Origin of the sequence: Clostridium drakei (assembly GCF_000633595.2) — a bacterium.
In the GTDB taxonomy this organism is placed as follows: domain Bacteria; phylum Bacillota; class Clostridia; order Clostridiales; family Clostridiaceae; genus Clostridium_AM; species Clostridium_AM drakei.
On sequence record NZ_JIBU02000007.1, the window covers coordinates 1 to 14,824 of the forward strand.

Annotated in this window: 13 protein-coding genes and 1 other annotated feature; all 13 genes read right to left on the minus strand. The window is 33.7% G+C overall.

Annotated features, from left to right (window positions below; translation table 11 throughout):
• Window positions 1-87: 87 nt before the first annotated feature.
• Complete coding sequence (fusA, locus tag EG57_RS0203955) at window positions 88-2,157, minus strand: elongation factor G (RefSeq protein ID WP_032075992.1); 2,070 nt, start codon at window positions 2,155-2,157, stop codon at window positions 88-90.
• 78 nt (window positions 2,158-2,235) lie between these two features.
• A complete protein-coding gene (rpsG, locus tag EG57_RS0203960) occupies window positions 2,236-2,706 on the minus strand; it encodes a 30S ribosomal protein S7 (RefSeq protein ID WP_007063572.1) in 471 nt (156 codons plus the stop codon).
• Window positions 2,707-2,869: 163 nt separating this feature from the next.
• On the minus strand, window positions 2,870-3,247 hold the full coding sequence (gene rpsL / locus EG57_RS0203965) for a 30S ribosomal protein S12 (RefSeq protein WP_029160283.1): 378 nt from the start codon (window positions 3,245-3,247) through the stop codon (window positions 2,870-2,872).
• 115 nt (window positions 3,248-3,362) lie between these two features.
• Window positions 3,363-3,605, minus strand: coding sequence for a ribosomal L7Ae/L30e/S12e/Gadd45 family protein (locus EG57_RS0203970; RefSeq protein WP_032075993.1), 243 nt, complete (start codon window positions 3,603-3,605; stop codon window positions 3,363-3,365).
• Between the two features lie 112 nt (window positions 3,606-3,717).
• Window positions 3,718-7,257 (minus strand): DNA-directed RNA polymerase subunit beta', encoded by a 3,540-nt coding sequence (rpoC, locus tag EG57_RS0203975; protein ID WP_032075994.1) that lies wholly within the window; start codon window positions 7,255-7,257, stop codon window positions 3,718-3,720.
• A 17-nt stretch (window positions 7,258-7,274) separates the two neighbouring features.
• Window positions 7,275-10,973, minus strand: a complete 3,699-nt coding sequence (gene rpoB, locus EG57_RS0203980) for a DNA-directed RNA polymerase subunit beta (protein ID WP_032075995.1) — start codon at window positions 10,971-10,973, stop codon at window positions 7,275-7,277.
• A gap of 286 nt (window positions 10,974-11,259) precedes the next feature.
• Window positions 11,260-11,628 carry a 50S ribosomal protein L7/L12 gene (rplL, locus tag EG57_RS0203985; RefSeq protein ID WP_032075996.1) on the minus strand — a complete coding sequence of 123 codons (369 nt, stop codon included), beginning with the start codon at window positions 11,626-11,628 and terminating at the stop codon, window positions 11,260-11,262.
• Window positions 11,629-11,661: 33 nt separating this feature from the next.
• Window positions 11,662-12,162 carry a 50S ribosomal protein L10 gene (rplJ, locus tag EG57_RS0203990; protein ID WP_032075997.1) on the minus strand — a complete coding sequence of 167 codons (501 nt, stop codon included), beginning with the start codon at window positions 12,160-12,162 and terminating at the stop codon, window positions 11,662-11,664.
• A 34-nt stretch (window positions 12,163-12,196) separates the two neighbouring features.
• Window positions 12,197-12,324, minus strand: a sequence feature (ribosomal protein L10 leader region).
• Between the two features lie 37 nt (window positions 12,325-12,361).
• Window positions 12,362-13,051: a 50S ribosomal protein L1 gene (gene rplA, locus EG57_RS0203995; RefSeq protein ID WP_032075998.1), complete on the minus strand. Its 690-nt coding sequence runs from the start codon at window positions 13,049-13,051 to the stop codon at window positions 12,362-12,364.
• Between the two features lie 56 nt (window positions 13,052-13,107).
• Window positions 13,108-13,533, minus strand: coding sequence for a 50S ribosomal protein L11 (gene rplK / locus EG57_RS0204000; protein WP_007063564.1), 426 nt, complete (start codon window positions 13,531-13,533; stop codon window positions 13,108-13,110).
• A 72-nt stretch (window positions 13,534-13,605) separates the two neighbouring features.
• Complete coding sequence (gene nusG, locus EG57_RS0204005) at window positions 13,606-14,127, minus strand: transcription termination/antitermination protein NusG (protein ID WP_032075999.1); 522 nt, start codon at window positions 14,125-14,127, stop codon at window positions 13,606-13,608.
• Window positions 14,128-14,176: 49 nt separating this feature from the next.
• A complete protein-coding gene (gene secE, locus EG57_RS0204010) occupies window positions 14,177-14,407 on the minus strand; it encodes a preprotein translocase subunit SecE (protein WP_029160292.1) in 231 nt (76 codons plus the stop codon).
• Between the two features lie 47 nt (window positions 14,408-14,454).
• On the minus strand, window positions 14,455-14,604 hold the full coding sequence (gene rpmG, locus EG57_RS0204015; protein ID WP_007063561.1) for a 50S ribosomal protein L33: 150 nt from the start codon (window positions 14,602-14,604) through the stop codon (window positions 14,455-14,457).
• Window positions 14,605-14,824: the final 220 nt, after the last annotated feature.

A 14,824-nucleotide genomic window follows, 5' to 3' on the forward strand; every position in this document is an offset into this window, starting at 1 on the left:
TCCTATGTTTACATGTGGTTTGTTTCTTTCATATTTTGCTTTTGACATTTTTATTCCTCCCAAAAATCAATTTATTTTTGTATTAAATTAATTAGCTTTTTTACCAGCTATTTGCTCTTGAATACTCTTTGGAACTTCTTCATAATGATCAAACACCATTGAATAAACTCCTCTGCCTTGAGTTCTTGATCTCAATGTAGTTGCATATCCAAACATTTCTGAAAGTGGAACAAATGCTCTTATTACTTCAGCACCTGCTCTTGGATCCATTCCTTCTATTCTACCTCTTCTTGAATTAACGTCTCCTATTACATCTCCCATGTACTCTTCTGGAATTACTATTTCAACTTTCATCATAGGCTCAAGTAATGCTGGATCTGCTTTTCCCATAGCATTTTTAAATGCCATAGATCCTGCAATCTTAAATGCCATTTCTGATGAGTCAACATCATGGTATGATCCATCAACTAATTTAACTTTGAAGTTTATAACTGGATATCCAGCTACTATACCACTTTCTGAAGCTTCTCGTATACCATTATCGATTGGTCCTACATATTCCTTTGGAATAGCTCCACCAACGATAGCATTTTCAAATGTATATTCGCCTTCTGTTGGTTCCATTTCTATCCAACAATGACCATACTGTCCACGTCCACCAGACTGTCTAACAAATTTACCTTCAGCCTTAACAGCTTTTCTAATAGTTTCTTTGTAAGCAACTTGTGGCTTACCAACATTACATTCTACTTTAAATTCTCTTTGAAGTCTGTCAGCAATTATTTCTAGGTGAAGTTCTCCCATACCTGCTATAATTGTCTGTCCTGTTTCTTGATTAGTAAATGTTTTAAATGTAGGATCTTCTTCCGCAAGTTTTGCTAATGCAATACCCATTTTTTCTTGACCAGCTTTTGTTTTTGGCTCTATAGCTACTTCTATAACTGGTTCTGGGAATTCCATACTTTCAAGTACAATCGGATCTACTTCATCACAAAGAGTATTACCTGTAGTAGTTTCTTTTAATCCAACTATTGCACCTAAATCTCCTGAACGAAGTTCTTCAACTTCTTCTCTATGATTTGCATGCATCTTAACAAGTCTTCCGATTCTTTCTTTTTTACCCTTAGTTGAGTTATATACATAAGAACCACTCTTCATTATTCCTGAATAAACTCTAGTAAATGCTAGTCTTCCAACAAATGGGTCTGTAGCAATCTTAAATGCTAATGCTGACATTGGAGCATTGTCATCTGCTGGTCTTTCCATATCTTCTCCAGTTTCAGGATTTGTTCCTTTAATTGCTGGTATATCTAATGGTGATGGCATATAGTCAACTACAGCATCTATCATTGGTTGAACACCCTTGTTCTTATATGATGATCCACATGTAACAGGTACTATAGCATTTGCTATAACGCCCTTTCTAATACCCATCTTTATTTCATCTACAGTTAATTCTTCTCCATCAAGATATTTCATCATTAATTCTTCATCTTGTTCAGCAACTGCTTCGATTAGAGCTGTTCTATATTCTGATGCTTTATCTTGTAGCTCTGCTGGTATTGCAACTTCGTCCATAACTTTTCCTAAATCATCTTCATATATTATAGCTTCATTACTAACAAGATCTATGATTCCTTGGAACTTATCTTCAGCTCCTATTGGTAATTGTATTGGAATAGCATTACAATGCAATCTATCTCTTAACATATTTACACACATATAGAAATCAGCACCTGTAGAATCCATCTTATTTACATATACCATTCTTGGTACTTTATAGTTATCTGCCTGTCTCCATACAGTTTCTGTTTGAGGCTCAACTCCGCCTTTTGCATCTAATACAGTAACTGCTCCATCAAGAACTCTTAGTGATCTTTCAACTTCTACTGTAAAATCCACGTGTCCTGGTGTGTCTATTATGTTTATTGCGTGGTCTTTCCACATACAGAAAGTTGCCGCCGAAGTAATTGTTATACCTCTTTCTTGTTCTTGAACCATCCAGTCCATTGTAGCCTGACCTTCATGAACTTCTCCTATTTTATGAGTTCTTCCGGTATAAAAAAGTATACGTTCTGTTGTAGTAGTTTTTCCTGCATCAATGTGAGCCATTATTCCAATATTACGATATTTGTCTAACGGATGTTGTCTTCCCACTTAATTTTCCTCCTCTAAAGTATAAATTTAAATTTGACAAAACTGCTTTGGTAAAAGCCAAAACAGTTTTGTTCATTATTAATATCTATAATGTGCAAAAGCTTTATTAGCTTCAGCCATTTTATGAGTATCTTCTCTCTTTTTAACAGCTGCACCAGTATTATTAGCGGCATCCATTAATTCTGCTGAAAGTCTTTCTCTCATACATTTTTCGCCTCTTTTTGATGCTGCAGCAAGCAACCATCTAATTCCTAATGTCTGTCTTCTTTCTGGTCTAACTTCTATTGGAACTTGATATGTAGCACCACCTATTCTTCTTGCTTTAACTTCAAGTAATGGCATTACATTGTTCATTGCCTCTTCAAAAACCTCAATTGGTTCTTTACCTGTCTTTTCACGAATTATATCAAAAGCTTCGTAGCATATTTTTTGTGCTACTCCTTTTTTACCATCTTCCATTACGTTGTTTATGAATTTAGTGACAACCTTACTATTGTAAACTGGATCTGGTAATACATCTCTTTTTGCAATATGTCCTTTTCTTGGCACTTTTCTTCCCTCCTTAACAATGTGAAATTTAAGTTCATCGGTACTCGATATCACACTTTCGTATTCTACCGTAAAGTGCTCTGTACTTCTGCAAATTATTTATTAAATCTATATATAAATGCTGAAGACATAGCACTATTTTTCAAATCAACTTAGCTAAGCATTATTTTTGCTTTGGCTTTTTAGCACCGTATTTTGATCTACTCTGTAATCTGTTAGCAACTCCTGCTGAGTCTAAGGCACCTCTGATGATATGATATCTAACACCAGGAAGGTCTTTAACTCTTCCTCCTCTTATAAGAACAACACTATGCTCTTGTAAGTTATGGCCTACACCTGGAATGTAAGCAGTAACTTCAAACCCATTTGTTAATCTAACCCTAGCAATTTTTCTTAATGCTGAGTTTGGTTTTTTAGGTGTTGTAGTTTTTACTACTGTACAAACTCCTCTTTTTTGAGGACATTCCTTTAGTGCTGGTGCTGTTGATTTAGAACTTATTGTCTTTCTGCCTTTTCTTACTAACTGGCTTATAGTTGGCATATTTACACCTCCTTTAAAAATATAAACTAACTTAGAAAATTATCTAAGAAGCTACCAAAAATAACAAATTAAAATTTATGTTAAATTATATCTGTAAGCTATTTAAATTAAAAATTTAATCTTTTAACACTGCTGCCGTTGCTGCTCCAACGTCTATTCCACAAAGTTTTCCTAATTCTTTCATACTGTCTACATATACTAGTTCTAAGGATTCTTCCTCAACTAATAACCTTACTGGTTGTATAAACTTATCATCGGCATCTTTTGCTATATAAACAGTTTTTACAGCTCCTGATTTTATAGCTTTAATTGTTTGTTTTACACCAACAACCTTATTGCCTTCAAGTCTAAGAATCATTATTACTTTTCCTCCCTTACAGTGCTATGGAGACAAAGTTATAAAAACTTTGTCTCTTTCAAAAACATACAGATGTATTTTATCATTTTAAATCTACTATGTCAACAAATTGTTACACTTCTATTTCATTATTACTAATTTGTTTTTCCTCTGATTCTTTTTCAGTATTGATTTTGATAGATCTATACCTTGTCATACCTGTTCCAGCAGGTATTAACTTACCAATGATTACATTTTCTTTTAATCCTAGTAGAGGATCAACTTTTCCTTTAATAGCTGCATCAGTAAGTACTCTTGTCGTTTCTTGGAATGAAGCAGCTGAAAGGAATGAATCTGTAGCCAAAGCAGCTTTAGTTATACCAAGTAATGCAACTCTACCTTGTGCTGGTCTTTCACCTCTAGCTTCTGCTTTTGCATTTTCTTCATCAAAATCAAACATATCTATCATTGTTCCTGGTAATAATTCTGTATCACCAGAGTCTTCTATTTTTATTTTTCTTGTCATCTGTCTTACTACTACTTCAAGATGTTTGTCATTTATATCAACACCTTGTAATCTATAAACTTTTTGAACTTCAGATAGAAGATAATTTTTAACTCCTAAAACACCTTTAATTCTTATTATATCATGCGGATTAACAGAACCTTCGGTTATTTCATCTCCAGCACTTATTGCATCTCCATTAGATACCTTAATTCTTGAACCAAATGGTATATCATAAGTTACTTCTTCACCTGCATCTGTAATTACAGAAATAGTTCTCTTCTTCTTAGTTTCTTCCATTTTTACAGTACCAGAGACTTCACTTACTATAGCAAGACCTTTAGGTTTTCTAGCCTCAAATAATTCCTCAACTCTTGGAAGACCTTGAGTTATATCAGATCCAGCAACTCCACCAGTATGGAAAGTTCTCATAGTAAGCTGAGTACCGGGTTCTCCTATACTTTGTGCTGCTATTATACCAACAGATTCTCCCATACTTATTTTTTGAGCAGTAGCCATATTCATTCCATAACATTTTGAACATACTCCATGTTTAGATTTACATGTGAATACAGATCTAATTGTTACTTTTTTGATTCCTAAGTTATCAACTTTCTCTGCAATCTTATTATCCATGTAATCATTTTTATGAACTAATATTTCACCAGTATTTGGATCTATTATATCTTCTGCTGAATATCTTCCTGTAAGCCTTTCAGCTAAGCTCTCTATTACTTCGTTTCCTTCTTTTATTTCAGAAACATCGTATCCTTCTTGTGTTCCACAATCTTCTTCTCTTACTATAACATCCTGGCTTACATCAACTAACCTTCTTGTCAAATATCCTGAGTCTGCAGTCTTTAAAGCAGTATCCGCATTACCTTTTCTAGCTCCGTGAGTTGATATAAAGTATTCCATTACGTTCAGACCTTCTCTGAACGAAGCTCTTATAGGCAATTCTATAATCTTACCAGATGGGTTAGCCATAAGGCCTCTCATACCAGCAAGCTGCTTAATTTGACTCTTAGAACCTCTAGCTCCTGAGTCGGCCATCATGAATATTGGATTAAATCTATCCAAGTTATCCATAAGTGCATCTGCAACGTCTTCTGTTGTTTTAGTCCATCTTTCTATAACTCTTTCATACCTTTCATCTTCAGATATGAACCCTCTTCTATACATTTTCTGAATTTTATCAACTGCTGCATCAGTTTCTGCAAGTAATGTTTTCTTAGCTTCAGGTACTTCCATATCTGAAGTAGAAACTGTAATAGCTCCTATACTTGAATAGTGATATCCCTTAGCTTTTATCTTATCAAGCATTATAGATGTTTTAGTAGCTCCATGTCTCATGTAACATTTATCTATAATTTTACCAAGATTTTTCTTTGTTACAAGAAAATCTACTTCTAATTTAAACTCATTTTCTGGAAGACTTCTATCTATAAATCCTAAATTTTGTGGTATTGATTCATTAAATATTATTTTTCCTGGTGTTGTATCTATTATTCCAGTAACAAGTTTTCCATCTTCAATTTTGCTCATTTTTACTTTTATCTTAGCATGAATACTGATTTGTTTTAGTTGATAAACCATAATTACTTCATCCGGTGATGAGAAATATCTTCCTTCTCCTAATTCTCCATCCTTATCTATTGTTAGATAATATGATCCTAGTACCATATCCTGAGTAGGAATAACAACTGGCTTACCATCTGATGGTTTCATTATGTTATGTGCAGCAAGCATTAAAAATCTAGCTTCTGATTGTGCTTCAACAGATAGTGGAACATGGACTGCCATTTGGTCTCCATCAAAATCCGCATTATATGCTGTACATGCTAAAGGATGAAGTTTTATCGCTCTGCCTTCTACAAGTACAGGTTGAAATGCTTGAATTCCCAATCTATGAAGAGTCGGAGCACGGTTTAAAAGTACTGGATGATCAGATATTACTTCTTCAAGCACATCCCATACTTGAGATTGAACTCTTTCAACCATTCTCTTAGCACTCTTTATATTATGTGCTACTCCACTTTCAACAAGCTTTTTCATTACAAAAGGTTTAAATAATTCAAGTGCCATTTCTTTTGGAAGTCCGCACTGATACATCTTAAGTTCAGGTCCAACAACTATAACTGAACGACCTGAGTAGTCAACACGTTTTCCAAGCAAGTTTTGCCTGAATCTTCCTTGCTTACCCTTTAACATATCAGATAATGATTTTAGAGGTCTGTTTCCAGGACCAGTTACTGGTCTTCCCCTTCTTCCATTATCTATAAGTGCATCTACTGCTTCTTGAAGCATCCTTTTCTCGTTTCTAACTATTATGTCTGGCGCACCTAAATCTAAAAGCTTTTTAAGTCTATTATTTCTATTAATAACTCTTCTGTAAAGGTCATTTAAATCTGATGTTGCAAATCTTCCACCATCAAGTTGAACCATAGGTCTCAAATCTGGAGGAATTACAGGAATTACATCTATGATCATCCATTCAGGCCTATTCCTAGACTTTCTAAATGACTCTACTACCTCAAGTCTTCTTATTATTCTTACTTTCTTTTGTCCTGTGCTATTTTTTAAATCCTCTTTTAACTCAATAGATGATTGTTCCAAATCTATTTCTTCTAAAAGTCTTTTAACAGATTCAGCACCCATTCCAGCAACAAAACTTTCATCACCATATTTATCAACAGCTTCTCTATATTCTTTTTCATTTAGCAATTGTTTTTTTAGTAATGGAGTTTCTTTAGGATCCAACACAACATAAGATGCAAAATATAGTATTTTTTCTAGCGCTCTTGGTGACATATCTAATATAAGTCCCATACGTGATGGTATTCCCTTAAAGTACCAAATATGAGATACTGGTGCCGCCAATTCTATATGGCCCATTCTCTCACGCCTTACTTTGGCTTTAGTAACTTCAACACCACATCTATCACATACTATGCCTTTATATCTTATTCTTTTATATTTACCACAGTGACATTCCCAGTCTTTTATAGGTCCAAAAATTCTTTCACAAAATAGCCCGTCTCTTTCAGGTTTCAAAGTTCTGTAATTTATTGTTTCAGGCTTTTTTACTTCACCTCTTGACCACTCTCTTATTTTTTCTGGTGAAGCCAACCCTATTTGTAATGCATCAAAATTATTTAATTCAAACAAGGGTACATCCTCCCTTCCTAATGTTCGTCATTAAAATCATCTATTTCTAAATTACCTTGAAGTTCATCTAAAGATAAATCATCATAGTCAAGTTCTAGATCTTCTTCACTATCTTCAGATTCAACATAATCATCAGTTGGAGTTGGTGGAACGAACTCTTCGCTTCCTTCTATATTTACACCTAAATCTTGTATTTCTTCATCTACGGATTCTTTTAATTTAACTTCTTGATTGTCATCATTAAGAACTTTCACATCTAAGCATAAAGCCTGCAATTCTTTTATAAGAACCTTAAATGATTCAGGAACTCCAGGTTCTGGTATATTCTCACCCTTAACAATAGCTTCATAAGTCTTAACTCTTCCTACAACGTCATCAGATTTAACTGTTAATATTTCTTGAAGTGTATGAGCAGCACCATATGCTTCTAAAGCCCAAACTTCCATTTCTCCAAATCTTTGTCCTCCGAACTGTGCTTTACCACCTAATGGCTGTTGAGTAACTAATGAATATGGTCCAGTAGATCTAGCATGTATTTTATCATCAACCAAATGTGCAAGTTTTAATATATACATGTATCCAACTGTTACTGGATTGTCAAATGCGTCTCCAGTTCTTCCATCATATAGTACTGTTTTTCCAGTCTCATCATATCCTGCATCCTTTAAGCATTGTACTATATCTTCTTCTGTTGCTCCATCAAATACAGGAGTTGCTATATGCCATCCCATTTCACTAGCTGCCCATCCTAAATGGACTTCAAGTACCTGACCTATGTTCATACGAGAAGGAACTCCTAGAGGATTCAAACATATTTGAAGTGGTCTTCCATCTGGTAAGAAAGGCATATCTTCTTCTGGTAACACTCTTGATATAACACCTTTGTTACCGTGTCTTCCTGCCATTTTATCTCCTACAGATATTTTTCTCTTTTGAACTATATAGCATCTAACTAACTTATTGACTCCTGGTGGAAGCTCATCTCCATTTTCTCTTGTAAATATTTTCACATCTACAATTATACCAGCTTCACCATGAGGTACTCTAAGTGAAGTATCTCTTACTTCCCTAGCCTTTTCTCCGAATATTGCTCTAAGCAATCTTTCTTCTGCCGTAAGTTCCGTTTCTCCCTTTGGAGTAACTTTACCTACTAATATATCTCCAGATCTTACTTCAGCACCTATTCTTATTATTCCTCTTTCATCTATATCCTTTAAAGCATCTTCACCAACATTTGGTATATCTCTTGTTATTTCTTCTGGTCCTAATTTTGTATCTCTTGCTTCTGCTTCATATTCTTCTATATGAATTGATGTAAATACATCTTTTTTAACTAGTTCTTCAGATATAAGCATAGCATCTTCATAGTTATAACCTTCCCATGTTATAAATCCCATTCTTATGTTTTTACCTAATGCAATTTCTCCAAGGTCTGTAGATGGTCCATCTGATAATACTGTTCCCTTATCTACTTTTTCACCTTTACTTACTATAGGTCTTTGGTTTATACATGAACTTTGGTTAGATCTTTTAAATTTTAAAAGTCTGTAGGTATCTATGCCGCCATCTGAATCTCTTTTTACTCTTACTTCATTAGCACTAACATAAACAACTGTTCCAGCATTTTTAGCCTTAGGAAGAACCCCTGAATCTACAGCTGCTTTAAACTCTATACCCGTTCCTACTATAGGAGCTTGAGGTTTTAATAGAGGTACTGCTTGACGCTGCATGTTAGATCCCATAAGTGCACGGCTGGCATCATCATTTTCAAGAAACGGTATCATAGCTGTAGCTACAGAAACTATCTGTCTTGCAGATATATCCATGAGATCAACATCTTGTGCCGGAACTACAAGTACATCTTCTTGATCTCTTACCGTTACCTTACTATCTATAAAATGGCCTTCTTCATCAAGCGGTTCGTTTGCCTGTGCAATGACATATTCATCTTCTTCGTCTGCTGTCATATATACTATTTTCTTTTGAACTATACCATTCTTTTTATCTATTACTCTGTAAGGTGTTTCTATAAATCCATACTCATTTACCTTTGCATAAGCAGCCAACGAGTTAATAAGTCCTATATTTGGACCTTCTGGTGTTTCTATAGGACACATTCTACCATAATGTGAATGATGAACGTCTCTAACTTCGAAACCAGCTCTTTCCCTTGAAAGTCCACCTGGCCCTAATGCTGATAATCTTCTTTTATGAGTAAGTTCTGACAATGGATTTGTCTGATCCATAAACTGTGAAAGCTGTGAACTACCAAAGAATTCTTTTATAGCAGCTGCCACAGGTCTAATATTTATCAAAGCTTGTGGAGTTATAACTTCTTGGTCTTGAATAGTCATTCTTTCTTTAACTACTCTTTCCATTCTAGATAGGCCTATTCTAAATTGATTCTGAAGTAATTCACCAACAGATCTAAGCCTTCTATTACCAAGATGATCAATATCATCTGTATGACCAATCTCATATGGTAATCCTAGTTCATAATTTATAGTAGTATATATATCATCTCTTATTATATGTTTTGGTATCAATGCATGTATATTCTTTTTAATTTGTTCTTTTATACTATCTTCATCACTATAATTATCCAATATTTGTTTTAAAGTAGGATAATGTACAAGTTCTTTTATATTTAAGTCATCTATATTAAAGTCCACAAAATTATGTATGTTTACAAAGCTGTTACCTATAATTTTTATAACTCTGTCATCAAGTTGAATATCTACTGTATTAACACCACAATTTTGAATTTCTAGGGCTTTTTCTCTACTTATTTTTTCACCTTTTTCAACAAGTATTTCACCTGTTTGTGGGTTAACAATATCTTGTGCAGATATCTGATTGGCAATTCTAAGATTTAAAGCCAACTTTTTATTAAACTTATATCTTCCAACCCTTGAAAGATCATATCTCTTAGGGTCAAAAAATAATGATTCAATAAGTGATTGAGCACTATCAACCGTAGGTGGTTCACCTGGTCTTAATCTTTTATATATTTCAAGTAGCGCTTCTTCACGTGTTTTTGTATTATCTTTTTCTATTGTTGCTTTTAATCTTTCATCTTCACCAAAAAACTCAGTAATTTCGGCATCTGTTCCATAACCCATTGCTCTTGCAAGAATAGTTATAGGTAATTTTCTTGTTTTATCTATTCTTACATATATTATGTCATTGGAATCTGTTTCATATTCTAACCAAGCACCTCTATTTGGTATTACTGTTGCAGAAAAAAGTTTTTTACCTGTTTTATCAACTGACATATCATAATATACACCTGGTGACCTTACCAATTGACTAACTATTACTCTTTCAGCTCCATTAATAATAAAGGTTCCTTGCTCTGTCATAAGAGGAAAATCTCCCATGAAAACTTCCTGTTCTTTTACTTCACCAGTCTCTTTGTTTAATAGTCTAACTTTTACTTTTAAAGGCGCTGCATACGTAGCATCTCTTTCTTTACATTCTTCAACAGTGTATTTAATATTATCCATATCTAGTTTGTATCCAACAAATTCTAGATTTAGATTAGCTGTATAATCCTGAATAGGATTAATATCATCAAATACTTCCTGTAAACCTTCCTTTAAAAACCAATTATAGGAATTTAGCTGCACCTCAATTAAATTAGGCATTTCACCTACTTCTTTAAGTTTGGAAAAGCTCATTCTTGTTCTCTTACCAACCTGGACAGGATGTACCATTGACTCTCACCCCTTGCATAAACTAAAAATAACCAAAAACACAACTTTCTTATGTAGTAGGTGCTTCTGGATTGATTACATTACCATCAAATTATTATAACCTATTTTTCATAATTAATTCAAATCATTTAAATTAAAAATTAAATTCATGTTTAATTTCTAATTAATCAATGCAATTTATTATTTTATCATAATATGTTTAAATTGTCAATTGCTTTCTGCAATTATATAAAATGTTTTAAAAAAGAGGCACTTTTTATAAAGTGCCTCTTTAATTTGTGAATTACTATTTTATTTCAACAGTAGCTCCAACTTCTGTAAGCTTAGTTTTTATAGCTTCAGCATCTTCTTTACTTACGCCTTCTTTTAATGTCTTAGGAGCTCCATCAACTACTTCTTTAGCTTCTTTCAATCCTAATCCTGTTATCTCTCTAACAGCTTTTATAACTTTGATTTTTTCTGAACCTGCTTCTGCTAATACTACATCAAATTCAGTTTTTTCTTCTGCAGCAGCACCACCTGCAACAGCACCACCTGCAACAGCAACTGGAGCAGCAGCACTTACACCAAATTCTTCTTCACATGCTTTAACTAATTCGTTTAATTCTAAAACGCTCATTTCTTTTATAGCTTGAATTATTTCTTCTCTTGTCATTATTAGACACCTCCAAAATTTCTCTTTTTTAAATTAAGCTTCTTCTGATTCTTTTTTTTCTTTAATAGCATTTAATAAGTATGCAAGATTTGATAATGGAGCCTTGAAGCTTCCAAGTAATTTTGCAATAAGAACTTCTTTTGGTGGTATTGTTGCAAGTTGTTTAACTTTATCAGCATCAAAGATTTCTCCTTGAACTATTCCACCTTTAAGTTCTAATTTTTTATGATCTTTTGCAAAATCATTAAGTATTCTTGCTGGAGCAGTTGGATCTTCATATCCAAATGCTACTGATAAAGGACCTTGAAGTACACTTTCTATTTCACCAAGTCCTAATTCTTTTGCTGCTAATGTAGTTAAAGTATTCTTATAAACTTTATATTCAACACCAGCTTCTCTTAGCTTCGATCTAAGCATTGTATCTTCTTCAACTGTTAATCCTTGATATTGAGCAAAGATTATACCTTGTGCTTTTTCCATCTTTTCTTTTATCTCTAAAACTTTAGCTTCTTTTAATTGTCTATTTTTTCCCACTGTGTGTCCACCTCCTCACAGTTTATACTGCAATTATACAAAATTTAAAGGTCCCTCCGAAGACGCAGAGAGACCAACCATAATCTTTATATTGGAACCCTCGGTGGGTTGTTAACGTTACGCTTTCGCACCCACTGTCTACGGAATATTTACTTGTTAACCCTTTGAATTATACATAAATTTAAAATCTATGTCAATACTACTCTAAAACTTTTGTTGGATTTATTTTAATTCCTGGTCCCATAGTACTTGAAACTACTACTGACTTCAAGTATTGACCTTTTGCTGCTGCTGGTTTAGCTTTAACTACAGCTTCCATCAACACATGGAAGTTTTCAGATAACTTTTGTTCACCAAAAGATTTCTTTCCCATTGCAACGTGAACTATAGCAGTCTTATCAACTCTGTATTCAACTTTACCAGCTTTGATATCAGCTATTGCTTTTGAAACATCAAAAGTAACTGTTCCTGATTTTGGATTTGGCATTAATCCTTTAGGTCCTAATACTCTACCTAATCTACCAACAACACCCATCATATCTGGAGTTGCAACTACTACATCAAAATCAAACCAATTTTCTTTTTGAATTTTTTGAACAAGTTCTTCTGCTCCAACGAATTCAGCACCTGCTGCTTCAGCTTCTTTTGCTTTTTCGCCTTTAGCAAAAACTAAAACTCTAACTTTTTTTCCTGTTCCATGAGGAAGTACTACTGCTCCTCTAACTTGTTGATCTGCATGTCTTGGATCAACCCCAAGTCTTAAAGCTACTTCTATAGTTTCATCAAATTTAGCCTTTGATGTTTTTACTGCAAGTTCCATAGCTTCTGAAGGTGTATATAATACATTCTTATCAACTAACTTAGCGCTTTCCTTGTAATTTTTTCCCATTATTAATCCTCCTTCGTGGTTTTAACGGTTTTTACCTCCCACCATATTAGACCAGATTATTCTTCTACAGTTATTCCCATGCTTCTAGCTGTTCCTGCTATCATACTCATAGCAGCTTCAACTGATCCTGCATTTAGGTCTGGCATTTTTGTTTCAGCTATTTGTCTTAACTGATCCTTTGTAACTTTAGCAACCTTAGTTTTGTTCGGTACACCAGAACCGCTTTCTATTCCTACTGCTTTTTTAAGTAATACTGCTGCTGGTGGAGTCTTTAGTATAAAACTAAATGATCTATCCTGATATACAGTAATTACTACTGGAATTATTAATCCTGCTTGACTAGCAGTTTTAGCATTAAATTCTTTACAGAATCCCATTATGTTTACACCATGCTGTCCAAGTGCTGGTCCAACTGGTGGTGCTGGAGTTGCTTTTCCTGCAGCAAGCTGAAGTTTAATCATTCCTACTACTTTTTTAGCCATGAATTTACACCTCCTAAAATGTGGTTAATACGGACTTTGTCCTCCCACTTATTAAGGCTCTCGCCTTATAGACTAATCTAGTTTTTCTATTTGATTAAAATCAAGTTCAACAGGTGTTTCCCTGCCAAACATGTTAACTAGCGCTTTAATTTTTTTCTTTTCAGCATTGATTTCTTGGATAACAGCTGGGAAGTTTTCAAGAGGACCAGATTTAACTTTAATGTTTTCTCCTACTTCCACATCTACATTAATAGCTTTTTCAGCTATTCCCATAGATACAACTTCTTCATCTGTGAGTGCAACTGGTTTAGATCCTGGACCTACAAATCCTGTTACTCCTCTAGTATTTCTAACTACATACCAAGAATCATCTGTCATTACCATGTGTATTAAAACATATCCTGGAAATACCTTTTTTAATGTTACTTTTCTTTTTCCATCTTTTACTTCAACTTGTTCTTCCATGGGAACTTGAACATCATCTATCCAATCATAAAGATTTCTATTTTCAATAGTTTTCTCTAAATTGGCTTTAACTTTGTTCTCGTAACCAGAATATGTATGAACAACATACCATCTAGCTCTCTCTGCCATAGCTCAAGGGACGGGAATCTTTTCTCGACCCCTACCTCCTTCTTTTCCTTTATTTAAAAATTACACTAAACAAATTTTTAAATCCTACATCTAGTAATCCAACAATTACTATATAAATAAGACAAAATATCAAAACTGTTGCTGTTGACTTCTTTACTTTCTCCTTAGAGGCCCAAGTTATTCTTTTAGTTTCTGCTTTTAAGTCTATAAAAAAGTTAATAAAACTATTTCCGGACGCTGCTGATTTCTTTGTTTTCTTTGCACTATTTTGTACAGCCATTTTTTTCACATCCTTGAAAAATATTTATCATATGCCTCTATAAATTATTATTTTGTTTCTTTATGAGATGTATGTTTATGGCAAAATGGGCAATATTTTCTCATTTCCAATCTATCTGGATCATTTTTTTTGTTCTTCATTGTGTTGTAATTTCTTTGTTTGCAATCTGTACATGCTAATGTTACTTTTACTCTCATTACTTACACCTCCTGATATAGTCGTATATGTAAACTATTAATATATCTTTTACTAGCCTTAAATTATGCATTACTTTAATAATTTATCACAACTTAGTTTATATGTCAATTAAATTTAAAAATACTTTTTAAAAGGACCAGGTCTAGAAACCCAGTCCTAAAAATCAAAAATTACTCAACAATTTTAGTAACAACACCTGAACCTACTGTTCTTCCGCCT

Bases quoted from the DNA above. Each gene is read 5' to 3' on its own strand.
- rplA (WP_032075998.1), bottom strand. From the start codon at position 13,051: ATGGGAAAAAATTACAAGGAAAGCGCTAAGTTAGTTGATAAGAATGTA.
- secE (WP_029160292.1), bottom strand. From the start codon at position 14,407: ATGGCTGTACAAAATAGTGCAAAGAAAACAAAGAAATCAGCAGCGTCC.
- rpmG (WP_007063561.1), bottom strand. From the start codon at position 14,604: ATGAGAGTAAAAGTAACATTAGCATGTACAGATTGCAAACAAAGAAAT.
- rpsL (WP_029160283.1), bottom strand. From the start codon at position 3,247: ATGCCAACTATAAGCCAGTTAGTAAGAAAAGGCAGAAAGACAATAAGT.
- rplL (WP_032075996.1), bottom strand. From the start codon at position 11,628: ATGACAAGAGAAGAAATAATTCAAGCTATAAAAGAAATGAGCGTTTTA.
- rplK (WP_007063564.1), bottom strand. From the start codon at position 13,533: ATGGCTAAAAAAGTAGTAGGAATGATTAAACTTCAGCTTGCTGCAGGA.
- EG57_RS0203970 (WP_032075993.1), bottom strand. From the start codon at position 3,605: ATGATTCTTAGACTTGAAGGCAATAAGGTTGTTGGTGTAAAACAAACA.
- rpoB (WP_032075995.1), bottom strand. From the start codon at position 10,973: ATGGTACATCCTGTCCAGGTTGGTAAGAGAACAAGAATGAGCTTTTCC.
- nusG (WP_032075999.1), bottom strand. From the start codon at position 14,127: ATGGCAGAGAGAGCTAGATGGTATGTTGTTCATACATATTCTGGTTAC.